Genomic DNA, 22,381 nt, shown 5'->3' with positions numbered 1-22,381 from the left:
CAGTTGTGCGCACTGGCCCAATGCACACGTCATTCCACCAAGGAGGCTGACATGAAACGCTTTCTCCGCCCAGCACTACTGGCCATCGCCATCGCCGTTGGCATGCACACCGTCACCGGGCCAGTCCACGCTACCGGCATACCCGTGTTCGACGCGGGCAATTTGTCGCAGAACCTCATCAGCGCCCTTCAGGCGATGCTGCAGACTGCGAAGCAGATCCAGCAGTACCAGACCCAGCTGGAGCAGTACCGCAACATGCTGCAGAACACGACGGCGCCAGTCGCCAACGTCTGGGACGCCGCGCAGAACACGATGGACGGCTTGCGCAGGGCTACCGACACGCTGCAGCATTACAAGAACACGTTGGGCAGCCTCGACAACTATCTCGGAAGGTTCCACGACACTGCGGGCTACAGGCAGTCCCCATGTTTTTCCGGCGGACGGTGTTCGCAGGCCGACTGGGATGCGCTCAGCGCGTCTCAGGAACTGGGCTCTCAGGCGCAGAAGCGCAGCAATGACGCCCTGTTCCGCGCCATCGACCAGCAGCAGGATGCGCTGCAGTCGGACGCCCGGCAACTGGAGCGGCTGCAAAGCGCCGCGCAGGGCGCGTCCGGCCAGATGCAGGCCATAGGCTACGCGAACCAGCTCGCGAGCCAGCAGGCCAACCAACTGCTGCAGATCCGGGCGCTGATGGTCGCGGAACAGAACGCGCTGGCTGCGCGCAACCAGGCGCAGGCTGACAGGGAAGCACTGGCACGAGCTGCGGATGCGCGAGTCCTTGCACCCCGCTTTGAACCAAGCGTCCAGCGCTCCTGGTAAGGGAGGTTCCCGATGAAGCCAGCTCTTTGCGTGTTACGGACGGTTGCGCTGTTCGCAAGCGTAGCCTGTGTTTGCGCATGCTCCGATCATGGCATCAATGACGATGCCCTGCCGGAAGCAACTGCCATCTCGTGTCAGAAGGAAAACATCGATCGGATCCAGGACAAGCGCCGTCGAAACAAGATGATCGACATGTGCGCGCGACGGCCAACATTCGAACAATCAGTTCCACGAACCTGGTGAATCGCCATGGAAGCATTTCGCACGAAATACCAGGTGCTGGGCGTTTTATGCGTGGTGCTGTGCGCATATTCCGTTTCGGCACACGCGGATATCTCCTCGGCGAACGTACTGGATCGGGTACAGGATCGATATGCGCAGATTGTCACGTTCTGGGCAGCTACTATTTCCGCACGGGCGACATGGCTGTTCTGGACTCTCGCGTTGATCAGCATGGTCTGGACTTTTGGAATGATGGCGCTTCGCAAAGCGGATACGTCTGAGTTTTTTGCCGAATTCATTCGCTTCACGATGTTTGTGGGCTTCTTCTGGTGGCTGCTCGACAATGGCCCTCGGTTCGCCGTCGGCATCATCAATTCGATGCGCGCCATTGGCAGCGATGCCGCGAACGCAGGTGCCGCCGGCGCGGGCCTCCCTGCATCTACTGCAAATCTCCCGTCTCCAAGTGGCGTAATGGACATAGCGTTCACGATGTTCGACATGGTCATCAGCAAATCCTCAGTGTGGTCGCCCTTTTCCAGCGCCGTCGGAATCCTGCTTTGCATCATCATTCTAATAGTGATGGCACTCATCGCCCTGAACATGTTAATCCTGCTCATCTGTGGGTGGATGCTGGCATATGCCGGCGTATTCTTCCTTGGATTCGGCGGCTCCAAATGGACCTCGGATTTCGCGATAGCCTACTTCCGGACCGTTCTGAACATCGCCGCGCAACTGATGGCGATGGTATTGATCGTGGGTGCCGGCACAAGCCTGATCATCACGATCTACGGAGAAATGAGCGCGGACTTTCGATTGAAGGAAATGGCTGTCCTGATGGTCGCATCGATTGTCCTCCTCGGATTGGTAAATAAGGTTCCGGGCTTCATTGGCGGGCTAGCATCGGGCGGAGGCACCGGCGCCCTAGGAAGTGGATACGGCGCGGGCGCGGCAGTTGCCGCCGCCACGATGGCCGGTGCCGCAGCCGCAACGGCGGGAGCAGCTTTCGCTTCGGCAGCGGCCAACATCGGCGGCGGCACCCAGGCATTGATGGCAGCATTTTCGAAAGCCACGCAGGATGCCGGTGGCGGATCGTCCGCACGCGACTTCCTAGCTCCGCCATCCGGTGGCGGCGGCAATTTCGCAAACAGCTCGGCCGCGCTGGAGTCCACTTCTTTTGGCAGGGCCGTGGGCGGAGCGTCCAGCCATAGTGCGGAAATCGCTCAGGCTCTCGCCGAGAAAAGCGCCGGTGCAGCTGGCGAATCGTCCAAAGCTGGAGGCGATGGCTCCAGCCCCGCTGCCAGTACTTCGGACAGCGCCACGCAGGCAAGTAGCAAGGATCAGGGCTCTGCACCGTCAACAGCATCGCAGCCGTCGGAGGACAGTTCCGTACCTAAGAAAGGTGGCGGTGGGGATGCAACGCGTAGCGCACGAAATTCCGAAGGTAGCGGCCTTGCGAAAGCTGCCGGAAAAGCTGGCAGGATCGCGGCGGGTACCGTCGCCAATCTTGGGATCGGCGCGTTCGACGTGGGCATGAAAGGTGCGGGAAACATGATCGGCAACGCCAGGCAGCGCATTTCCGAGACCATCGGCGGAAAGATGGCCACGGCCATCAAGGCCCGCCGGGACTCCGCCGTAAAATCCTCGTCGTCGCCCGCGGCAGCCATGCAGACAAACTCCATCTCCGCTTCCAACGAAACAGTGGACCGTGCGGCCGAAGTGGCGGCGTTCCGGGATGGCAAGCATGGGCCGGACGGAGACAACACATGATCGACCTGCCCTCCAGCGATGCGGCAGTGATGGTTACCTGTTCAATCGAAGCAGCCGGTCGTTACCGCATCCCGACGCATATCCTGCTGGCCGTGGCCGCAGTGGAGAATGGCAGGCCCGGGCAGCGGGTGGCGAACACCAACGGAAGCAGCGATATCGGACCGATGCAGTTCAACACTCGATACATCCGTTCGTTATCACGGTACGGCATCACCGAGGCGGATGTCGCTGATACCGGGTGCTATCCCTTTCACCTTGCTGCATGGCGCCTGCGACGGCATCTGATGCAGGACAGCGGGGACTTCTGGACACGCGTCGCTAACTATCATTCGCGTACGCCGGTATTTAACCAAACGTACAGGCGAAAACTCATCGCACGCGGCGCGGAATGGGCGGCATGGCTGCAGGCATCGAAATCAACCGCACCTACATCGTCGAACGCACCGCCACGTCCGTCAAACGAATGGAGGGAGGGAATTCGGTCGCAGGATAGATACGTTCCCAGAATGATCACTCGGTCCTCAGGCTAGAATCGTGGCCGGCACACTTAAAACCATGCCCTTAGCGGTAGCCAGCGCCCTCCCTTCGCACACAGCTGGCTCGAATACATATCCGAACGAGAGCCTTCCACTCCCTATGGTACCTAGGGAAATGACCCAGTCTACAAAGGGAGCGGAATGCTGAAAAAGTCGACCAGTCCTTTAGGAAGCCGGGGCGATTCACTGCTGTCGATCGAGGAGGCCCCGGCGCGCCTAGTTCGATTTACTGGGAGTGACGCGCAAGGCGAGACATTGGTTTCGTGCCGGGAGCCGGTGGTTGCCGGTCTGGCCTGTCAAAGGACTCCCGCTACGGCTGTTCCTGACGCGGCGGCTGTCCACCCATGCACAAAATCTCGCACATCACTCAGATATCTGTACCTTACGTTTGTCGAATAGCAGCCAGCTGTCGCCGACCTGAACAAGCATCCGTATGCTCGTCTGGAACGAAACAATGACGGCCGGATTGCTGGTGCAGTTTTCTGTCACCACTGCCAACCCGGCGAACTGTGTGGAGCGTTCATTGGTCGTATATGTGGTGTGGTACTGCTTTTCCCCGGGCACGAACTTCGGATCGTATAGCGGGTAGATCGTGTCCATATCCTCCGTCGCGTAGGTGCCTTTAAGTCCGTGGTACATCAGACAAACTGAAATGGCGTCACCGAGATCGAGCTTGAACTGCCGAGCTGACTGGATCTGCGGCGTGACCAATGTCTGGTAATTTAGACGCCAGCGGCGTGCGATGGCGCTGTCCGCCCAGTCGTAGATCAGTGCGATGCCCTTGGCTCGGTTATAGGCAACCGTCCGCACCGCGTTCGTCAGCACTGGCGTGAACGAACCTGGCAATATCTGCCCTTGGTAGGCGCCTGTGGCATCGCCTGTCGTGATGGCCCAGTCGCTCGAGGGAGAGTCGTAGAAATTGATCAGCTTACCGTGTGCCACTTTCGTGTATGCAGGATTACCCGCCGCGACTGGTGTCGGCACGCGCTCGGCTTGGCCGATGCCGGCGTCGTTGTAGCCTTCTCCAGCATCGAACGTCAGCGCATTTTTAAAGCGTGTTGCGCGCGTCACGTATTCCTGCAAGGTCCCCTCGAAACTCTTGTAGACGCCACCGGATATGAACGCGTTCTTGCCTTTGGAGACAAAGGTGAACGCATTGTTGTCGGCATGATTGTGATTGTACGAGCCCAGTCTGCTGGACCGGAAAAACAGGCTGGACCGCTTGGGATCGATAGTGTTGCTATGCATCGCGACAACCCCGGCATCCTCGAACAAGAACGTCGGCCGCAACGACGGTTCGTGCGCTGGCGCTACCGCCGGATATTTGCCAGTCAGGAAATACTCGTAGAAAGATGCATAGACGGGCATTGGATTGCTTAGTGTGGCAGCGATCCCGTCCCGGTAGTACCACTCGTCGAGCGGATTCTGCGAGACATGAGCCAGCGTGCGATAGGTATTCCAGGCATATGAAAAATACGTACCGACATCTTCATTACCGTCGCCGAATGCGCCCCGCACCTTGTTCGAGCGTAACCGCGGCGTCAGTGCGTAGAAGTTCTCGCCGAACCGGTCAGTTGCCGGCAAATGACTGAGGTCGACACCGGTCAGCAACTGGAATGCCGCAAACGAGGTGGCATAAGAATTCACCGTCATCCAACCATAGTAAATGCTATTCCCGAAGGCGCTGTCGGTTCCCCCGCGCCATGTGCCGATAGAGGTGACCAGCGTGTTCCACGCAACCTCCCAGCGGTCGCCATGCAAATCGCCCTGTTCGAATACCTCATGCTCACCTACCGAATTGGCGGCATGCATCAGCGTCTGCACTGAATACAGGGCAGCCGTCAGCAAATGGGAATTGTAGGGATTAGTATGAAGATCGCGCATGCGCACGATGTTCTGCTCAAGCCGTATGTTGATCGGCCGGATTAGCAAGTCGCGATCGGCCTTGCTCATGTTGTAGTAAAGCGCGTCGAGCCCCAGTGCAAGCGTGCGCATGATTGCTCGGTTGGCTTGGTCGTCGCCCCCCGGGACGTCACCGGATAAGCCTTCAGGATTCCATGCGGCGAGCAGTTTGAGCCGGCTTATAGCTTCGTTGTGATATCGGATGTCGCCACGCACAAGCGCTGCCATGATGAATGCTTCGATGGGCCTGATGACGACACTGGCCTGATCCATGATGTTCTTGGTTGGATCGGGCTCGGGCAGCGTAGTAAGGGGAACGCCAAGTTGCTGCTCCGCATAGGCAAGGTAATTGGCATATGATGTCTTCAGTTCGCTAGCGCGGATTGCTGCATCGACTGCGGACATCTTCATGACCTTGCCCTGCGGATCGTCGACAACCTGCGGGATGATGCGCGGGTGAAGGCGCGCATCGATGCGCGCCTTCACGTAGGCCGCCGTCGGAATGTCCGGCAGCTCGTTGCCTACGTAACGGAACGAGCGTATCAGGCTCGTGAGCTGTTGACCGCCACGGGTCCAGTAGCTGACGTTCCAGCGATAATCGCCTGGCTCGGGAAGATTTTCAGGCAAAATTACGCGTGGCAATATCGCATTTATCTCATAGTGATATCCGTTCGGGCCGTCGAGCGTGAAGGTCATGCCGCGGTTAAGGTCGGTGTCGGAGAGTTGAGCCCATATGAAATAAGGGTTCGCTACCCGGACAGTGGTGCAATCGCGCGGCTCGATACGCAGGTACTCGTGCTTGCCCATATAGTCGGTATCCTCTTGCGGACGACACCCATCATAATAAGCAGAAGGAATAAAACCCTGCTCGAGTACCGTGCCGCGACTTAACTCGAGCGTACTGATGACCGGATTCTTCCCAGCTCCATCGGAGGCCTCAAGCGTATACCGCAACGTCGTCGCCGTTCCCAGCGGTGTAACAGAAGTTCCACTGCTGGTGGCGGCGACCGGTTGTCCGTTCAGCTTGACTGTGGCGGCACCGCTGACCGACCAGGTCAACTTGACAGGTTGACCCTCTACTACCTTGAGATGATCAACATTGAAACTCTCGATTACCGGCGCGGCGTGCGCTGTACCGACAAGCACCGATAGCAACGTTGCAACGAAAATTGAACGCATGAATGATCCTTTTTCGAGAGTGAACCGTAAAAGTAAGAAGGGCAGTCTTCTGGGCGAGTGTGATATCGATTCTATATTAGTTCTAACGCAACTATATATTAAAATGAGTCGTCGCCGGGCGTCGACGATGCAAATTTTATCTTGGCAATAAAAGACGACTGTTTAAGTTATTTCCTGCGACCACGGACATTGCACTAGCCAGCATAGAATGCTCCAAAAAAAGTATTCGAACAGTCGGCCTCATGAAATTACACAGAAAGTAAATTCTGGGATCTCGGCAGACACGTTGCCATTGGAACAGGAGGCGGGGCGCACTACGAGCCTCTCTGGTTCGGTTGAAGAGGCTCGCGATACTCTGCGAGATTTCTCGGCGTAAAACCTGCCCTCCTGGAGCAATAGCGGGAGCTTGGAAGGTGGATCCATCCGGAAATATCGTTGCGGGCAGTTTTCAACTAATCCAAATTACGCGTCGAAGCAAGTCCATAAATAGCATCTGGAACGTGCGCTTTGGATCGGAAGCGTCTCTCGGCCCAGGCATCATTAGATATGCGATTAGCGCTCGCACGTTGCCGTTGGATGCAAGTCGGCCCGACGGATTGCGGGCATGTTTGCAGATAGCGCGAGTACGAGCCACCGTCATTTGGATTTCGTTCTAAGCCGGCAAACGCATCGAATACGATGCATGGCACGTTTCGAAGGCAAACCGCTAGTGGTACGCTTCCAGGATTTTTGACCACGATAAAAAGGCTGTTGAATGAAAGCCTGCGCCGTCGGTTGCAAGCGTGCTTGCAGAAAGAGTGAACACGAATCTTCCATCATTTGCCTTTAGCAAGTCCATAACCGCGTCAAAATCACGCGTGGAAATTCTCGAGAGCTAGCCGAGATATTTTCGAATGGCAGATCTCGCCAAGAACTAAAAATCCGGTTGTGCCGAGGATATGGTTCGACACAACCGGATGGCGTGGCAGCAATGACCGCAACACCATCAACCAGTTCCCACCGAATTCCTACGGCCACGGGCCTGTTGACGCACTTCTTCAAGCGACACCCCGTGCTCGCGAACCTTCTTCATTTCCGCATTGACTGCCTGCGCAGCCTGTCGGCGCACGCCATCGCTACCAAGCTCGCTGCGTCTGGCCAGATCGTTAAAGCTGGCCAGCGGACGCCGAGAATCCTCGCTTTCTCGTGGTGCGAAAATGGGTTGGATAACTCGCGCGTCCGCAACTTCTAGCATTTCGGAGCGCATGTCAGCCGAGTGTTCCGGCGCGGCGTGCTGCAACCTGTCCGCGGCGATGATCACAGGCTTGTCCGGATAGCGCTGCCGCAGGTCCTTCGCGACCTCGGCGACATTGCCGGCTTCCATGGCCGCGACGGTGGCGAATCCGAGGCACGAAGACAGCGTGCTGGCGGAAGCGTAGTCCGCTGCGATAACGAGCGCTGGTGCAGTTGCCAACGCTCCGCTCCCACCTACTGCATGGAAACACCCCGCCTTGCGCGTGCCGGGCTCGAATCCCACCTGGCCGTCCGCATCGACATACTGGGCCGACCAGACCTTCCCGCGGACATCGGTCAACGGCAGGCAGGTCAGCTTGCCCTCGCTGTCGGTCAGCGCGCCAGCCTGCGGGACAAGTCCCTTTTCGAGCATGTACGGAGTCGGCGCTTCGACCGGCCGCAGCCCGCGCATCCGCTCACGAACCCTCTCTGCCGCCTCTTCATGCGCTGCTTCTTCACGTGCGCCCCGCTCACGAAGACGGCCGGCGGCCTGCTCGTTCAATGCTTCCTTGTCGGCCGCATCCAGGACATAGCCCTTGCCACGCCAGTGCACCTCGTTTCCGTTTTCGGGCGTCAAGACATACCCGTAAGGCTGCGCAGCCGGCTGCACTGCATACACTGCGAACGCCGGCCCCGCTTGGGAAGAGCCCTGGCGCAGCGGAATCCGATGCTCCGCGCCGTCGATGACAGGATGCTGATCCTCGACAACGCAACCAGCCTTCCGCAGCACCTCGGAAAACTCTTCCCGCGTGCTCTGCGGAACGATCGACGCCTGTTCGCCCTGGCGCTGGGCGGCACGCAGCGCATCGATGAACTGACGCGCGTCGTCGTTCCCCGCCCGCTGACGGGCAGCTTCCGCCTGCCTGGTCACCGCCGCGGCGCCGGCCAGGTCCTCGACAGTACTGTGGACATCCTGGCGAACCGCCTGCTCACGTAGCTGGTCCAGCTCGAATGCGCGCTGCTGTGCGTCCCAAGCCGTCCCCCCGGCGTCCACGCCGGCCGCATGCCGGGCCTGCGGCTGCAGCGCTTCCGCCCTCTTCACCATTTCGGCCTGCTGGTCCTGCAGCGCTGGCAGATTCAGGACGTCCGCCACCTCGCGAGGCGCTTCCCGCCGGGCGGCCTCGATCGCAACCGTGAAAGCACTGTCGACATAGCGCTCGTTGATTCCTTCCAGCTTCGCCATCACTTGGGGTCTGATCTTTTCCATTACGACGTCATCGCGCAGCACTGCCTGTAACTGTGGCGAAGCGTCACGTGTGTTGGCGATGATCTTCTCCGGCCGAAGGTTTTGGTTCGCTGCGATGAAGTCCGCCACCTGCTGCGCCTGATCGGCTTCCGAAGGCCGCCAGACGGGCAGCCTTGCCTCGGATTCGCGCGCACGCTCCGCGCGCTGCGGTGCGTCCTTGCGACCAAGCGTTTCGGCGATCACCGCATGCGTGCGGTCCACGTACGCGCGGTTGATGTGATCCAGCAGGGTGTCGGTCATCAGCGCCAGGTGCGCCATGCGCTCAGTGTCGCCGAGGATGCCACGCAGCGCGGCCGGCGCCGCGAGCGTGTTCTCGGCGACCTTCTCCGGCAGCAGGTTGACGTTCGCGGCGATGAAATCGGCGACCAGCTGCCCATCCTCGACGTCGCTCGACGGCGGCTTTGGCAGGGCGTTCTGGGCCGCCACAGCCTCGCGCGTCGCATCGACCGCGTCCGGCCGGTGAAGGGTCGTGCGGATCACGGCATGCGTTTCTGCCACCTGCTGCGCGTTTAGGCCCCGCAGCAGTTCATTCACCTCGCCATCCAGAGCCTGCATGCGCTTCTCATCTGCCAGGACGGACTGCAACGACGGCTCTGCTTCGCGCGTATTCAAAGCCACCTTCGATGGCAGGAGGTTGCGGTTCGCCGCGATGAAGTCGGCGACCTTCTGCGCATCGACGCTGTCCTGGAGCGCGCGCTGTTCCGGGCTCTGGATATTCGCCAGGTTCTTCACGTACGAGTTTATTTTTTCGGCATCGGATGCGGCGCGGAAGATCTCCAGCGGGTCGTCGCGCAGTGCCTTGATCCAGGAACCGACGTAGGCGGCATGCTGGCCGGGGTCGTGCCCGATTCCGAGTTCGCCACCGACGATCATGCTGGCGATCTCTGCGCGCAGCTCCTCGCGCGCATAGCCCTCGCTGCCGAACGGATGCGACAGGTCGCGATCGAGCCGCGACTCGTGGCCTGTCCAGTGGCCCAGTTCATGCAGCGCGGTCGCGTAGAACTGCGAGGCAGTCGCGAAGCGGTCTCGCGACGGCATGTAGATTTCGTCCGTCCGCGAGGTATAGAAGGCCGCGTCCCGCTCGATGCTCTTGAACGTGGCACCGCTGCCCTTCAGGATCGCTTCGGCCTGTTCGCTTGCCTTCCATGCCGGCTGCGGCCTGGCCTGCGGTGCCGGCAGCCCGTCAATCTGCTGCGCGTTGAACACCGTCGCCATGAACAATGCCGGCCGCGGCAGGCGCACTGTTTCCTTCACCTGCCTGCCTTCGGCATCGAGCACCGGCCGGTCATTGTCGTCGGTCTTGGTGCGCTCTTCGCTGAACTTCCAGTACTGCACGGGCGTGCCCTTCTCGCCCTTGCGCACCTGCGCTCCCACCGACTGCGCCTGCTTGTAGGTCATCCAGCGGTCGTCCTCGTAGCCCTGGCTCATCAGGTGAATGGCGTTGATGCCCTGGTAGCGCTTGCCGGTCGAGGCGTTGACGGGGAGGCCGGCGCCGGGCTCGCCCGGCTGCCATGGTTTCTGCCATGGCGCGGTGCCCTGCTCTAACTGGCGGATCAGCTGCTCGGCGACCTTCTGTACAAACGGATTGACGACATCGTTCATGATCTCTTCTCCTTCTCCTGTCTGAGCGCTTCGGGCAGGTCGATGCCGCTCTCGGCGGCGTCTTCCTCGGTGATGGCATCCTCGACGAACGCGCCCGCGAGGCGCGCCTCTTCCGGAGTGAACGGCGCGGCGAAACCCGGCGTGCAGGCGTCGTCCAGTTTTTCCATCACCACGTCCTTCAGCAAATCCTGGCCATCGGTCTTTCCAGCGGATGTCTTGGCTTGATCGTGCATCGCGTGCTCCTTTCGGGGTTGCGTTGAGGGTTACCAGACCAGGACCGGCACGATCACGTCGCGCACCTGGCTGCGCTGCACCGGGCCGTAATAGCGGCTGTCGAACGACTTCGGGTTCACGTCCGACATCAGCAGCAGCTGGTGTTCGCTGAGGATGTACCGGTCATGCTGGAAGCGCGGCAGCGGCAGGCCGTGGCGGTCCGCCTTCATCGGCGCGGAGTTCGGCAGCAGCGTGCCGTTGACCCGCACGCCATCGTCGTCAATGGTCACGGCATCGTCGGTCGCGCCGAGCACGCGCTTCATCAGGTAGCCATAGCCACCCGGGCAGAAGCCGGACGTGATGTAGCCCCGCCTGCGTGCTTCATCGAACACGCCCAGCTGCATGGGGCAGAACGTGACGTACCGCCCCTTCTCGACCTTGGCATCGGTCTTCCAGTACACCCCGACAGGGATGCTGGGACTGGTGTTCACCCGCACGCCGATGGCATACAGCACCGCGCCCTGCGCGATGATGCACACGCCCGCCACCAGTACCACGATCGCCACCTTTCTCATGCGCTTGCTCATAGCTTGATCCTTTCGCCTTCATACAGGTGGATCAGACGGTCGCTCTCCAGCGGTGCCGGTATTGCGGCGCGCGCGAGGAAGACCGGGTCCTGGAAATACAGCGGCTGCTTGCCATAGATGGCCGGATGACCCGCCGCATAGATCACCATGTCGCCGGCCTTCGTGATGTCGCCGTTGGCATCCTTCACGGGGCCGGGCATGCGCAGGCATTCATCGGTCGTCAGCAACGGCCGCTGCGTCTCCTGGATCGTGCGCGAGACCTGCCCGAGCAGCGCGCTTGTGCGACGGCCACTTGTCGTGATCTGCTCCTTCGCCACCGTGGTCTGGCCAGTGAGCTTCGACAGGTGTTCAGCGGTCTCCAGGCGGTTGGGCGGATAGGCGTTCTGGATGTGGCATGCCGACGTGATGCTCTCGTCGTGCCCGTAGCCGGTCTCCCGGCTTTTCAGCTGGTTGATGTCCTGGCAGACCAGATAGCATTTGATGCCATAGCCGGCCAGGAAGCCCAGCGACTCCTGCATGATGTCCAGGCGGCCGAGGCTCGGGAACTCATCGAGCATCATCAGAAGGCGGTGCTTGTAATGCGCGACCGCGCGGCCGCCACTGAAGGCCATGCGATCGGCCAGCTGGCGCACGATCATGTTCACCATCACGCGCACCAGCGGGCGCAGGCGGGACTTGTCGTTCGGCTGGGTGACGATGTAGAGGCTGACCGGGCTGTCGTGGTGCATCAGGTCGCGGATGCGGAATTCCGATGCGCCGACGTTCCGGGCGACGATCGGGTCCCGATACAGGGCCAGATAGGATTTCGCGGTGGAGAGTACAGAACCCGCCTCCTCCTCGGGACGATCCAGCATGTCGCGCGCGGCCGAGCCAATCACTGGATGGTTTTTCCCGTCGGCGTGCCGGTACGTGATCATTTCCATCCACAGCTCGCCAATGGCGCGATCGGGCACGGACATCATGGCATCGACGGCCGGCAGCGAGGCCGGGATGCCCTCCTCCCTCGCCTTGTACAGCGCGTGCAGGATCACACCGACGATCAGCGCCTGGCTGGTCTTCTGCCAGTGCGTTTCCAGCCCCTTGCCGTCGGGATCGACGATCAGCGTCGCCAGGTTCTGCACATCGCCGACCTCGTACTCGGTGGCGACACGGATCTCGTCGAGCGGATTCCAGCGCACGCTGCCGGCGGCTGCGGCGGGCTCGAAGCGCAGCGTCCTGTTCCGCGCATGCTGCTGCCGCCAGCCGGCAGTCAGCGCCCACAGCTCCCCCTTCAGGTCCGTCACGACGGTACTGCTGCTCCATGACAGCAAAGTTGGGACCACCAGGCCCACGCCCTTGCCCGACCTGGTCGGCGCATAGGTCAGCACGTGCTCCGGTCCGTCGTGCCGCAGGTAGTGCAGCGCGCCCTTGGGATCCTGCCAGGCGCCGACGTACACGCCGGCATGCGGGACAGGCCCGTTGCCGCTGATGCGCTGCCACAGCGTACTGCGTGGCAGCAGGCCCGCCGCGCGGATGTCCCTGATATTGGCCCAGCGCGCGGAGCCGTGCAGGAATTCGTTCACCTTCACGGAATTCGACAGGACCATGCGCGCCACCACGAGCATGATCAGGCCCACGCCCGTCACGCTGATGCCGACGCTGCCGGCACGCAGGAACTCGTCAGGGTACTGGGCGTACCAGCGGCCTGCCCAACGCAGGATGCCCCACGGCGCGTACAGCGAGTGCAGCTGCTCTCCCAGCACGGGCTGGTACCTGAACGTGTGGGCAAAGAACTGCGTGGCGGCCTGCAGACCCGCCGCCAGCGAACCTGCGGCGAGGACAGGGATGATCTGGTGCCGGCGGCGCGGGGGCCGGCGTACCTGCGGTCCCACGGCATTGTTGAAACGCTGCTTCATCGCTGTCTCCCTCCGGTGGTGATGCCGCCGCGGGGACCCACCGTCAGGGACGCTCCGCGTCGCAATGACTTGAGGCGGTGAGCCCTGGCGGCGTCGACTGCCATGACATGAATGGTGTCCTCGCGTTGCAGGAGCACCAGTACCTGGCGGTCGACCGTGCGCAGACCTCCGAACGATGCCGGCCCCTGGAAACCATCATAGGCAAGGTGTTTCGGTATATCGGACAAACTGATCCGCTTTTGTTCCCGCTCAAGTACGTATTTGTGGACGGCCGCCAGTGCGGCGTTTACTTGTCGATCCCCAGGAACGGGCCGTCGCACACCGTGATCTGCTGCGGCTCGCGGCTGCTCCACGTGATCAGGTACATCACCCGGCAGTAGCACCTCAGCTCCACCTGGGATGCGAACCACACCGAGTGAGGACAGGTCTCGCAGGCGGTTGCGGCTCTCGGGCGGCGGTCGGACGCCGATCGGGCCAGCGCCTCGCTGTGGGCTTTCGGCGCCTCCCTGCCCGGCGCCGTCGCGGGCTGCGCGATCGCCCTGAACGCCTCGTCCAGCAGGCTGCCCTGATCGGGATCGGTTTGCGCTTGTGTGCTCATGGTGTTCCTCCTTTGCTTGTGGTTGTGACAGTGCTTCGGTCCGATACTGTTCCAGCGCTGGATCGTCGAACGTTATCGATTCCCCCAGGTGGCCCGCCTCCCGCGCGATCGCCTGCCTGAACGCATCGCTGCCCTCGACATGCAGACGATTGCCGTACAGCCTTCTCGCCTCCATCAGAGCCGTGCGCAGGTCCCTGGCATTGAAGCGATTCCCGACGATCAGGCGGTCGCCGGTGTCGCGCAGCGGCGTGCCGCCAACGTCCCGGATGACGGTGCCGTGCTTGGTGATGTCGCCCCCTGTTTGCGAAGCCCCGGCCTGGACCTGGCCACCGAGGGTATTGCCCGTTACAGCGCCACGGCCTGGCCTGTCACGCAGCGCAGCCAGCGCCTCGGCGTTGCCTTTCTGCGCCTGGTCGCGCAGCCAGTCCGCCCATGCCAGGCGGCGGTACTGGTTCAACGCCTGCCGTCGCTCCTGCTGGTAGTCCGCATGGATACGTGCGATCTCGTTCACCAGGGACTTGCTGGCGGCGGCGTAGAGAACGCGTTTGGTCATGCGGTCCCTTACCGCCAGCCGGATCGCGGCCCGCTGGAGCCGGCCATGCCGTTTTGCCGCGGCGATCTCCCGGTCCTTGCGGTCCCTGAGCGCCAGGAATGCCGGCGCGCGCAGGGACCGGGCATCGGCCTGCTCCTGCTGATAGGTGGCGTACAGGTGTGTCGTGTCGATGCGTCCCGCGATCGCGGCCTTCCGGTAGCGCTTGCGGTCTCCCTGCGGCGGCTCCTGCGTGTGGTCGTTGATGACGGACTCCGGCGGCGCCTTCCCCGGCCTGGGCGTCAAGGGCTTCGAGTTTGTCCGTCCTGCGGGTTGCGATTCCTGCGATGCAGGTTCGTTGACGTGCGCGCGTTCAGGGAGGACGAATGGACCAAGGCGCGCCTCCAGCCGGGCCTTCGACAGGCTCCGGTCGATCGAACTTGCCTTGACGGTCGTGCCGTGTTCGTCGGACACGACAAGGCCGTTGCCACGTTCACGCATCGCCAGTCCGTACGCGTTAAGCAGCGCGTGCAAATCTGGCCAGCTGTCCGCCTTTACCAATCCGGTACGGCACTCGCGCTGGATCCAGCCCAGCAGGCTTTCCATGCCGGCATGAGCTTCCATGTCGTCGGCCGCGCTTTGCGCGCCGCGTCGGCCCGGCAGGTGGTTGTCCCGCTGCAGGCCGAACTTGGTCTCCAGGTCAGCGCACACGCGCGCCAGCGTCGCGTAATCGTTGTGCGGGTTGTGGATCGTGTGACGCGTCGGATGGATCTTGCAGATGGCGATGTGCACGTGCAGGTTGTCGGTGTCGTGATGGACGACGCTGATGCGCTGGTGATCCGCGAAACCGAGCCCGGCGCACAGGCGTTCCTCGATCGCCGCCAGCGTCCGTGCATCGGGCTCTTCGCCGCTCCGGAAGCTCACCACCAGGTGGTAGGTCTTGTCCGAGACCGCGCGCTGGTTCAGTGACTGCGTATGCTGGACTTCCAGGATCGCCACGTCGGGTTCCCGTGCCGCGCAGTGCGTGATCGTGATGTCTCCTACCCGCTCCTGCTTGTTCTGCGGGTCCAGCAGATAGTTGACGAGGCCGGCGTAGTCGCTCCTCTTCAACGTGCGCATGGGGATGTGCCTGGCGATCATGGCGATCTTTCGCTTTAGCAGCTAAAGGCGCTTGCGCGAGTCGGGCTGGACAAGCGACCGCAGCAGTTGACACGCGGCGCCGTGGGTCTCCTCGGTCTTCGCCAGCACGGCACGGATCGTCGCTTCGCCGAACTGGCGCGTGCGCGGGTCGTCCTGCAGCCACAGCTCCAGCAGATCACCAAGCCGGCGCAGGTCCGCGCTCATTGTCGCCAGTTCCCTGATGCGCTCATGGTCGATGACGCCGCGCAGCCGGTAGCCTTGACCCACCTGGCGCAGGTATGCCGCGACAGGCAGGCCCGCTGCCTTAGCAAGCCGTCGGATTTCCGCCGCTTCTTCCGGAAGTACCGGTACACGGAGCCGCAGCTCGCGCTTTTCGTCCTTCGCTGGCATGTTGGCCTCCGCAGGCGAGAGTGGTTTCGCGGCGGCAGCCGCGTGGCCCCGCAGGGCAGGATCCACGTTGAGCGCCGCAGGCGCGAATAAGGGGAGTGAAGGTGGACAGGCGGCGCAGCTGCATGGCCACCTTCACCTATCCTGCCCGCCCTAACCGTTCAATTCCATGCATGCAGGGTAGTTTTGTTTTTCGATTTATCCCTTGCGGAACCTCAACCGGCATGAAACTGGAACGCACAACATATCGAAAAGGCGAAAATCAGCGAGGAATCACGCTCCCGTACTGTCTCCGTCGTTCACGCGTCGCGCAGAAATGCCAGGACAGTTGCGATGCAGTGCCAAATCGATTTCAACTTGATGGCAAAACTGTTCCAAATTGATGCTGCTCAAACTAAAGCGAGGAGCGCGCGACATGGTCAAGAACTATCCCGAGGAACTGGCGAACTGGGTCAGGAAGAAGCCCACGACCAGGCGTGACAGGAATCTCGCGGCGTTCCTGGCGGTACGTTCCGATGTCCTGGCAGGGCTGCAGGCCGGATACCAGGCGAAGACTGTCTGGCGCAACCTGATCGACGAAGGCCGGGTCGCCTTCGGCTACGGGACGTTCCTGCGCTACGTGAAGATGCTTCCCGAATCCGCCACGCCCACCCTGGTAGCGCCGCCGCTGGGTGATCCGAAAACCGTCGCGGCAGGTGCCGAACCGATACGCGAGACGGCGCAGCTGAAGCCCGGGCAGCAGGCAGGCTTCGTGTTCAACCCCGTACCACGCAAGGAGGATCTTCTGTAATGGCTACCATCCATATGACCCTGCAGGGCAAAGGCGGCGTGGGTAAATCGCTCGCCGCGGTGATCCTGGCCCAGTACAAGATCGCAGGCGGTGCGAAGCCGCTCTGCATCGATACCGACCCGGTCAACGCCACCTTCCACGGCTATCAGGCGCTCGACGTACAGCGGCTGCCGATCATGGAGGATGACGAGATCAACACGCGCAAGTTCGACCTGCTGATACAACTGTTCGGCGACCTTGCGCAGCCCGCGATCGTCGACAACGGCGCTAGTTCGTTCGTACCGCTATCGCACTACCTGATCAGCAACGAGATCCCCGCCCTGCTCGCCGGCATGGGCCACCAGCTGGTGGTGCACACCGTGATCACGGGCGGCCAGTGCTTGCTAGACACGGTCAGTGGCTTCTCGCACCTGCTCGGGCAATTCCCGCGCGAGACATCGTTCGTCGTCTGGCTCAATCCTTTCTGGGGTCCCGTCGAAGATAACGGCAAGGGGTTCGAACAGATGAAGGCCTACCAGGCGCACCGGGACCGTGTGGCAGCGATCGTGCACATGCCCGTACTGAAGGAGGAGACGTACGGCCGCGACCTCAGTGACATGCTGCAGCAGCGCCAGACATTCGACGAGGCGCTTGCGTTGAGTTCGCTCACGATCATGACGCGCCAGCGTCTCACAATCATCAGGCGAAACTTCTTCCAACAACTCGACAACGTACCGGTGCTCTGATGGCGGACAAACTTGAGGAACTGATCAGGGAGATCGCGGCGAAGCACGGCATTGCCGTCGCCCGCGACGATCCCATCCTCGTGCTCCAGACGATCAACAACCGTCTGCTGCAGGACAGCGCGGCTGCGCATCAGGAACAGCTGGACCGCTTTAAAGAGGAAATGGAAGGCGTATCGCTGCGCTGGCAGAATGACGCGAAGGAAAAGGCAGAGCGCATCGTGAATGCTGCCCTTGCTGCCAGCGCCCAAGCGATGAATGACAGCATGACGAAAGGGGCGCTCACCGCAGCGGATGCCGTGCGCGACGGGGCCGCTGACGCGTTTCGAACCTGCGCGCCAATGATTTCCTCGTTCCGCCACCTTGCTGCCATCAATATCGCGGCCGCACTCGTCGTCATGATCAGCTGCGCCGTCCTTGTAACGAGCACTTAGCAAGTTACTGTCGCACAATTGACTTGATCTCGGTTCACACGCTAAGTTACCAACTGTCGAGTTGATGCAGAGCGAGCGGGCAACGATCATGAGCAGACCAATTGCACGTATGGGCGACCGGACCAGTCACGGCGGCACCGTGATCAGCGGCGACCAGACCTGGACCATCTACGATAAGCCGGTAGCGCGGATAGGCGACCTGACTGTCTGTCCGAAGTGCGGTGGCACTTTTCCCATTGTCGAGGGGGCACCGGACCTGAGCGGTTTCGGACAGGCAGTGGCGCGGCACGGCGACAAGACTGCCTGTGGCGCAATCCTGATCGCTGGGCAATCATCGGCCTGGTGGGATCAGCGCAGTGTGTCTGTCCCGGATGAGGATTCCCCAACCGACCTGGTTGCTGCCACGAAAAAGGTTGCGCAGGACGTGCCCACCATCTGCCTCGAATGCCTTGCCACCGCAGCCGCAGCGGGATCTGCGCTCGTCGTGAGAAGCTGAGGATGGGTGAAATTCTCGACCGGTTCAGCCGCCTTCGTCACGAAGACCAGACACTCAGCCTGTACGCGTTGGTCGATGGTCTGCAATATCAGGAATACTTGGGATGTGCGCTCCGAGCGAATCCTGCCAGGCGGTCGCTATTGGAAGATACCCCGGACGCACCGCTGGCGCATGCCGGCCCGTGGCTGATCGACGTCACAGACGACTCTAGTCAGACCAGCCAGCTGGAACAGCTCGAAGAGGCACTGCCGTCTGTATCGTGGCTCATCACGCCTATCGACATCGACGGCCTGACGCAACTGCTGCAGTTGAAGCTCCAGGCCGAGCTGCCCGACGGACGAAAAGCCCTGCTGCGGTTCTATGATCCGCGTGTGCTGAACAACCTGCGCCAGACCATGGACGAAAGGCAGCATGCCGATTTTTTCGTCGCCATTCAGGAATGGCACTACGCATGCAATGGCGAACGTTTCGTCGTGAGGTCTCATGCTTAAATTCTCCAGCAGTCAGCTCACGGCACTGAAGCAGCTTGAAGAGCACCAGTATGTTGAAGCGGTGAGAAAAAACATCCTGTCCGATATGCCGGAGCTGGCATCGGACGATACCCTCGCCTGCCGACTAGAACAAGCGTATCGACATGCTGTGGGCCTGCACTTCGTGGATGGAGCTGCAATCACGCAATTCCTCTACTACGAAGCCGCTGCACCGACTTTCTACCGGCAGCCACCGATCGACGGATGGCTCAGGAAACCTGGTGCAGCTGTCGAGCAACGCTTTTATGACCTGATTGCACTCACACGATCAAAGCTGGAGAAATACTGATGGTCATGCTGGCCCCATCGCTTCTGGAGGGAGCGGCCCTCCTCCTTTCACGAGCGCTTGTCGTCGGCGCGGCAGCAGGCACAGCGGGCGCTATCGGGCACGAGGCTGCAAAACGCAGGGCAGAAGCAGCAGAGAGAGCCAAGGCAGCCCCGATTGCTGAAGCGGGAACACAATCTCGTACCAGCGATGCGTGCACGAAGTGCCCGCCAGACTGTGGCACTCTTGTGGCTCGAAACTGGAACATGTCCGAGGAATCGCGTACCTACCAGGCACGGATCACCGGCTTCACTCCCCGCACGGAATGGAACTTCAAGGGGACGGATTTCGATGGATTCAAGTCGCAGCAGTGCCTGTTACTGGAGGCGAAAGCTAGATACGACCAGTTTTTTACAGAGGATAATAAGCCGAAATTTTTCTTCACAATCGCGGGCTTGCCGAAGATGATGCAGCAGGCAACCACCCAGAGCCTGCTCATCACGTCGTCACCACCATCACGACTGCATTGGCATTTCATGCAACCTAGGAGCCACGCCTACCTGCGGTCAGCGTTTCGCCGCAGGGGCTTCTTCATCACGACATTCCACACGCCATGAGCTACTACCTGACAATCACAGCAACGTTCCGGATAGGCGGCGCGCTTCCATCACTAGAAGAACAGTACCAGGACCTATGGGAAATCGCGAACGCGCTGGAACCGTTGAAATTTCAACTGGATTCCTGGTATCCGCCAGCACGAACAAAATCCGCTTCGCTATTGAACCCAGCATTCACTCCTCTGGGCCCCAGTTCCGCAGCTCTCGCGATGGCGAAAGCCGATAAGGACAATCATGATCCAAATGTTCGCATTATGGGCGTGTGGAACGGCAAGGATCGTGATGGCGGTGCTTCCTTTACGATCACCTATACGAAGCCTGCCATACCCAGTAATCTGGAGTTTCAGGCGGAGGGGCACGAATCATTGCTGGATACCGCGAACGTTATCAGCTTCGTTACTGCAATCGTCAGGAAGTGGTCGCCAGAAACTGTTCAGGTTGGACCAATTGGCTACGACGATACCAGCGTCTTTACGGACAGGCCAGCAGTGGGATGGATGCTTTACCTGCCGATTGCGATCTCGACCCAACAGGTACCCGAGGCGGCCGCGTTGATGCCAATTACCGGCAATGAAAGCAGCTCGTCGAAAGGCACGCTTGTGATTTCGGTTGATGAACCATTTATGATCAAGAATCAAGAGCATGTGACGAAAGCCAATGCAATCGAAACAAGGATGGTTGATCAGGACCTGTTACCCACGTTCGCACAGCTCAACAGCCAGTCCTGAAAAGCGCACCTAGGTGGTGGCTCATACACCGCGCACTATCCAGACAATGGGAGGTATCGACAGGTATGCCATCCTATCTTTTGACTCCTCTACCGGTCTTGAGAGACGGCTGCTTGACCGAAGCTTGCTTACCCTGATAGCCGATGGAAGCCAGGCTGCCCGCCTGGGGAGGCTTCGCGAAGTCGCTCGCATCATGCGCGACGACGTCCTTACCCACTAGCTGGAAGACATGCTCACGATCGACGTGCAGTATGACTCCTTCGTGAGTCGCTGCTCGATCGGCTCCGCGTGCCCCATTCAATGGATATAGCCCTGGCTTGATTGCCCCGGCCTTGTCTACCTTCGATACCACCCAGTCGCCATCCTTCTCCGTCTGCAGGAGGCGCTGTCCGTTCATCACCAGAAGCCGCTGTTTCATCAGCCCGTTCCCTTGCGTGTTTTCCTAGTGTCCTTTTGTGGTGAAGGCACCTCAGCTGCGTCAGCGCTATCGCCGAATGCCAGCGCCGTCAGCCGCACGGCAGTCAGTGGCACTTCTTCCAGCGAGCCGCTCTCGTCGAACTGCACCCACGCACTGCCCGCGCTGTCGGGGCGCCGAGTGAGCACAAGATTCCCTGACCGGCCACGATGCAAGACCTTCACCCTAGCCTGCCTTTGCCGCCGCGGTGTTTCCGGGCCGGCGTCTTCCTCAAGCGTTAAGGCGTCTATGCCGTCGTCCGTACTGTCGTCGATGGCTGGATGAGAGAATCCACTGCGCTGCGTGAGGAACTGGCGCAAATGCAGCACGCTCCCGCGGGTAATCTCCTGGCGCTCGTCTTCCAGCCATCTTTCCACTTCGGCGGGATTCTTTTGATGCGCTGTAGCAAGTTCATTGACGACCGTGACGTCCCGCACCCTCCCCGCGTTGAACGCTTGGGCGACCGGTTGCGGCAGATCCAGCAGGCGTGCATGCTGGGTGACGAAAGCGGCGGATTTGCTGATCTTCTGCGCGATCTGCTTGCGCTTCAGGCCCTTCGACAGCTCCCGGCCGATGTAGTCCGCGATCTCGCGTGCCGTAAGGCCATCACGATGCAGGTTCTCCACGACCTGGTCGGCTTGGCTGTAGTCGGGATCGATGAAGACGGGAAGCGTGTCCTTGCCGGCAAGGCGGGACGCGCGCAGGCGCCGCGCACCATGATTGACCAGATACCTGCCTGGCCGTTCCGTATTCGTACGAACCGATATGGGCGTCTTCACACCACGCTGCGCGATCGAGTCGGCGAGTTCGGACAGGCTCCGTGCGGAAAATCCAGGGTTGTCCGCGCGTCGCGGCTGCTGCGGATCCTCATCGATCAAATCGAGCGGTAGCTCGATCGGGCGGCCTGCTTCGACACTCCCGTGATCGGTGCTCTTGACGACGCCCTCGTCCTTCTTCGTCATCGCTGATTGCCACCCGGCGGCTCGACCATGTGGGCAGGAGCAGCGAACACGATGACAGCGAGGAGGATGACGACGGCGAAGTGCACGAAGCACGTAAAGCCCGCGTGAACGCCCGGCGTGTCCCACAGCACCATCGCGCGGACCAGCTGGAACATCAGGTCGACGGTAACCACCCAGCGCAGGAGTGGCCAGGTCATCACCACGACCATGACGAAGACACCGTAGACCAGCAGGAACAGCGGATTCCTGCACAGGGTCCGCCAGGGGCTTACGGGCCTGGGCGCGAGTGCGGGATCCTCGGGTGCAGAGGGTGACGGCGCCACGCGCTCCTGGACGCGATCCGATTTCGGGAATTCGAAGATGCGGCCCATGGTCATCTCCTGTAGTAGCTGACCAGATCGTCGCGCGAAACCTCCCTGTCGGGTTTGAGATGGATCAAACCGTGCAATCACCGGACAGAGCTTTAGCCGCTAAAAATGCGCGGCGACT

22 protein-coding genes are annotated in these 22,381 nt (G+C 61.0%); 12 read left to right on the top strand and 10 right to left on the bottom strand.

Features of this window, described 5'->3' with window-relative positions; translation table 11 throughout:
• Positions 1–51 precede the first annotated feature (51 nt).
• The 4 genes from trbJ to IP91_RS20370 are packed head-to-tail and all read left to right on the top strand — an operon-like array spanning position 52 to position 3,338.
• On the top strand, positions 52–819 hold the full coding sequence (gene trbJ, locus IP91_RS20385) for a P-type conjugative transfer protein TrbJ (protein ID WP_145651391.1): 768 nt from the start codon (positions 52–54) through the stop codon (positions 817–819).
• A gap of 12 nt (positions 820–831) precedes the next feature.
• Positions 832–1,062, top strand: coding sequence for an entry exclusion lipoprotein TrbK (gene trbK, locus IP91_RS26795; protein WP_145651389.1), 231 nt, complete (start codon positions 832–834; stop codon positions 1,060–1,062).
• A gap of 6 nt (positions 1,063–1,068) precedes the next feature.
• On the top strand, positions 1,069–2,808 hold the full coding sequence (trbL, locus tag IP91_RS20375; RefSeq protein WP_145651387.1) for a P-type conjugative transfer protein TrbL: 1,740 nt from the start codon (positions 1,069–1,071) through the stop codon (positions 2,806–2,808).
• Positions 2,805–3,338: a lysozyme family protein gene (locus IP91_RS20370; RefSeq protein WP_199754668.1), complete on the top strand. Its 534-nt coding sequence runs from the start codon at positions 2,805–2,807 to the stop codon at positions 3,336–3,338. Before trbL ends, IP91_RS20370 begins: the two co-directional genes overlap by 4 nt.
• Positions 3,339–3,707: 369 nt before the next feature.
• Here the strand turns inward: IP91_RS20370 and IP91_RS20365 are convergent, their stop codons facing one another.
• The 7 genes from IP91_RS20365 to traJ all read right to left on the bottom strand — a co-directional run bounded on the left by IP91_RS20365 (position 3,708) and on the right by traJ (position 15,897).
• Positions 3,708–6,425: a heparinase II/III domain-containing protein gene (locus IP91_RS20365; protein ID WP_145651386.1), complete on the bottom strand. Its 2,718-nt coding sequence runs from the start codon at positions 6,423–6,425 to the stop codon at positions 3,708–3,710.
• A gap of 985 nt (positions 6,426–7,410) precedes the next feature.
• Positions 7,411–10,545, bottom strand: a complete 3,135-nt coding sequence (locus IP91_RS26820) for a zincin-like metallopeptidase domain-containing protein (RefSeq protein ID WP_145651384.1) — start codon at positions 10,543–10,545, stop codon at positions 7,411–7,413.
• On the bottom strand, positions 10,542–10,778 hold the full coding sequence (locus IP91_RS20355) for a conjugal transfer protein TraD (RefSeq protein ID WP_145651381.1): 237 nt from the start codon (positions 10,776–10,778) through the stop codon (positions 10,542–10,544). The genes IP91_RS26820 and IP91_RS20355 overlap by 4 nt, the downstream gene beginning before the upstream one ends.
• A gap of 30 nt (positions 10,779–10,808) precedes the next feature.
• Complete coding sequence (gene traF / locus IP91_RS20350) at positions 10,809–11,345, bottom strand: conjugative transfer signal peptidase TraF (protein WP_145651379.1); 537 nt, start codon at positions 11,343–11,345, stop codon at positions 10,809–10,811.
• Positions 11,342–13,240, bottom strand: a complete 1,899-nt coding sequence (locus tag IP91_RS20345; protein WP_145651377.1) for a type IV secretory system conjugative DNA transfer family protein — start codon at positions 13,238–13,240, stop codon at positions 11,342–11,344. The genes traF and IP91_RS20345 overlap by 4 nt, the downstream gene beginning before the upstream one ends.
• Positions 13,237–15,507, bottom strand: a complete 2,271-nt coding sequence (gene traI, locus IP91_RS20340; protein ID WP_145651375.1) for a TraI/MobA(P) family conjugative relaxase — start codon at positions 15,505–15,507, stop codon at positions 13,237–13,239. Before traI ends, IP91_RS20345 begins: the two co-directional genes overlap by 4 nt.
• Positions 15,508–15,528: 21 nt before the next feature.
• Positions 15,529–15,897 carry a conjugal transfer transcriptional regulator TraJ gene (gene traJ, locus IP91_RS20335; RefSeq protein WP_145651373.1) on the bottom strand — a complete coding sequence of 123 codons (369 nt, stop codon included), beginning with the start codon at positions 15,895–15,897 and terminating at the stop codon, positions 15,529–15,531.
• 412 nt (positions 15,898–16,309) lie between these two features.
• On the opposite strand from traJ, the gene IP91_RS20330 reads away from it, so the two are divergent.
• The 8 genes from IP91_RS20330 (at position 16,310) to IP91_RS20295 (ending at position 20,476) form a co-directional block, all read left to right on the top strand.
• Positions 16,310–16,684: a TraK family protein gene (locus tag IP91_RS20330; RefSeq protein ID WP_145651371.1), complete on the top strand. Its 375-nt coding sequence runs from the start codon at positions 16,310–16,312 to the stop codon at positions 16,682–16,684.
• Positions 16,684–17,409 carry a PRK13886 family protein gene (locus tag IP91_RS20325; protein WP_145651369.1) on the top strand — a complete coding sequence of 242 codons (726 nt, stop codon included), beginning with the start codon at positions 16,684–16,686 and terminating at the stop codon, positions 17,407–17,409. The genes IP91_RS20330 and IP91_RS20325 overlap by 1 nt, the downstream gene beginning before the upstream one ends.
• A complete protein-coding gene (gene traM, locus IP91_RS20320; protein ID WP_145651367.1) occupies positions 17,409–17,840 on the top strand; it encodes a conjugal transfer transcriptional regulator TraM in 432 nt (143 codons plus the stop codon). Before IP91_RS20325 ends, traM begins: the two co-directional genes overlap by 1 nt.
• A gap of 88 nt (positions 17,841–17,928) precedes the next feature.
• A complete protein-coding gene (locus IP91_RS20315) occupies positions 17,929–18,336 on the top strand; it encodes a PAAR domain-containing protein (protein WP_145651365.1) in 408 nt (135 codons plus the stop codon).
• A gap of 2 nt (positions 18,337–18,338) precedes the next feature.
• Positions 18,339–18,827, top strand: a complete 489-nt coding sequence (locus tag IP91_RS20310; RefSeq protein ID WP_145651363.1) for a DUF4123 domain-containing protein — start codon at positions 18,339–18,341, stop codon at positions 18,825–18,827.
• Entirely contained in the window at positions 18,820–19,155 is a 336-nt protein-coding gene (locus IP91_RS20305; RefSeq protein WP_145651361.1) for a hypothetical protein, read from the top strand. The genes IP91_RS20310 and IP91_RS20305 overlap by 8 nt, the downstream gene beginning before the upstream one ends.
• The gene (locus tag IP91_RS20300; protein WP_145651359.1) at positions 19,155–19,748 is read left to right on the top strand and encodes a restriction endonuclease fold toxin 5 domain-containing protein; all 594 of its coding nucleotides are present in this window, start codon (positions 19,155–19,157) and stop codon (positions 19,746–19,748) included. Before IP91_RS20305 ends, IP91_RS20300 begins: the two co-directional genes overlap by 1 nt.
• A complete protein-coding gene (locus tag IP91_RS20295; protein WP_145651357.1) occupies positions 19,745–20,476 on the top strand; it encodes an immunity 52 family protein in 732 nt (243 codons plus the stop codon). The genes IP91_RS20300 and IP91_RS20295 overlap by 4 nt, the downstream gene beginning before the upstream one ends.
• A gap of 73 nt (positions 20,477–20,549) precedes the next feature.
• Here IP91_RS20295 and IP91_RS20290 read toward each other — a convergent pair whose 3' ends face one another.
• The 3 genes from IP91_RS20290 to kleE are packed head-to-tail and all read right to left on the bottom strand — an operon-like array spanning position 20,550 to position 22,263.
• Positions 20,550–20,894: a KfrB domain-containing protein gene (locus IP91_RS20290; RefSeq protein WP_145651355.1), complete on the bottom strand. Its 345-nt coding sequence runs from the start codon at positions 20,892–20,894 to the stop codon at positions 20,550–20,552.
• Positions 20,894–21,892: a ParB/RepB/Spo0J family partition protein gene (locus IP91_RS20285; RefSeq protein ID WP_145651353.1), complete on the bottom strand. Its 999-nt coding sequence runs from the start codon at positions 21,890–21,892 to the stop codon at positions 20,894–20,896. The genes IP91_RS20290 and IP91_RS20285 overlap by 1 nt, the downstream gene beginning before the upstream one ends.
• A complete protein-coding gene (kleE, locus tag IP91_RS20280) occupies positions 21,889–22,263 on the bottom strand; it encodes a KleE stable inheritance protein (protein ID WP_145651351.1) in 375 nt (124 codons plus the stop codon). The genes IP91_RS20285 and kleE overlap by 4 nt, the downstream gene beginning before the upstream one ends.
• Between the last annotated feature and the right edge of the window lie 118 nt (positions 22,264–22,381).

Source organism: Pseudoduganella lurida, from assembly GCF_007830455.1.
Lineage (GTDB): Bacteria > Pseudomonadota > Gammaproteobacteria > Burkholderiales > Burkholderiaceae_D > Rugamonas > Rugamonas lurida.
The sequence above is the reverse complement of the archived record's forward strand: the minus strand, read 5'-3'. Positions and strand labels throughout refer to the sequence as shown.

Excerpts from the sequence above, each read along its gene's own strand:
- trbJ (WP_145651391.1), top strand. The coding sequence starts at position 52 with ATGAAACGCTTTCTCCGCCCAGCACTACTGGCCATCGCCATCGCCGTT.
- trbK (WP_145651389.1), top strand. The coding sequence starts at position 832 with ATGAAGCCAGCTCTTTGCGTGTTACGGACGGTTGCGCTGTTCGCAAGC.
- trbL (WP_145651387.1), top strand. The coding sequence starts at position 1,069 with ATGGAAGCATTTCGCACGAAATACCAGGTGCTGGGCGTTTTATGCGTG.
- IP91_RS20370 (WP_199754668.1), top strand. The coding sequence starts at position 2,805 with ATGATCGACCTGCCCTCCAGCGATGCGGCAGTGATGGTTACCTGTTCA.
- IP91_RS20365 (WP_145651386.1), bottom strand. The coding sequence starts at position 6,425 with ATGCGTTCAATTTTCGTTGCAACGTTGCTATCGGTGCTTGTCGGTACA.
- IP91_RS26820 (WP_145651384.1), bottom strand. The coding sequence starts at position 10,545 with ATGAACGATGTCGTCAATCCGTTTGTACAGAAGGTCGCCGAGCAGCTG.
- IP91_RS20355 (WP_145651381.1), bottom strand. The coding sequence starts at position 10,778 with ATGCACGATCAAGCCAAGACATCCGCTGGAAAGACCGATGGCCAGGAT.
- traF (WP_145651379.1), bottom strand. The coding sequence starts at position 11,345 with ATGAGCAAGCGCATGAGAAAGGTGGCGATCGTGGTACTGGTGGCGGGC.
- IP91_RS20345 (WP_145651377.1), bottom strand. The coding sequence starts at position 13,240 with ATGAAGCAGCGTTTCAACAATGCCGTGGGACCGCAGGTACGCCGGCCC.
- traI (WP_145651375.1), bottom strand. The coding sequence starts at position 15,507 with ATGATCGCCAGGCACATCCCCATGCGCACGTTGAAGAGGAGCGACTAC.
- traJ (WP_145651373.1), bottom strand. The coding sequence starts at position 15,897 with ATGCCAGCGAAGGACGAAAAGCGCGAGCTGCGGCTCCGTGTACCGGTA.
- IP91_RS20330 (WP_145651371.1), top strand. The coding sequence starts at position 16,310 with ATGGTCAAGAACTATCCCGAGGAACTGGCGAACTGGGTCAGGAAGAAG.
- IP91_RS20325 (WP_145651369.1), top strand. The coding sequence starts at position 16,684 with ATGGCTACCATCCATATGACCCTGCAGGGCAAAGGCGGCGTGGGTAAA.
- traM (WP_145651367.1), top strand. The coding sequence starts at position 17,409 with ATGGCGGACAAACTTGAGGAACTGATCAGGGAGATCGCGGCGAAGCAC.
- IP91_RS20315 (WP_145651365.1), top strand. The coding sequence starts at position 17,929 with ATGAGCAGACCAATTGCACGTATGGGCGACCGGACCAGTCACGGCGGC.
- IP91_RS20310 (WP_145651363.1), top strand. The coding sequence starts at position 18,339 with ATGGGTGAAATTCTCGACCGGTTCAGCCGCCTTCGTCACGAAGACCAG.
- IP91_RS20305 (WP_145651361.1), top strand. The coding sequence starts at position 18,820 with ATGCTTAAATTCTCCAGCAGTCAGCTCACGGCACTGAAGCAGCTTGAA.
- IP91_RS20300 (WP_145651359.1), top strand. The coding sequence starts at position 19,155 with ATGGTCATGCTGGCCCCATCGCTTCTGGAGGGAGCGGCCCTCCTCCTT.
- IP91_RS20295 (WP_145651357.1), top strand. The coding sequence starts at position 19,745 with ATGAGCTACTACCTGACAATCACAGCAACGTTCCGGATAGGCGGCGCG.
- IP91_RS20290 (WP_145651355.1), bottom strand. The coding sequence starts at position 20,894 with ATGAAACAGCGGCTTCTGGTGATGAACGGACAGCGCCTCCTGCAGACG.
- IP91_RS20285 (WP_145651353.1), bottom strand. The coding sequence starts at position 21,892 with ATGACGAAGAAGGACGAGGGCGTCGTCAAGAGCACCGATCACGGGAGT.
- kleE (WP_145651351.1), bottom strand. The coding sequence starts at position 22,263 with ATGGGCCGCATCTTCGAATTCCCGAAATCGGATCGCGTCCAGGAGCGC.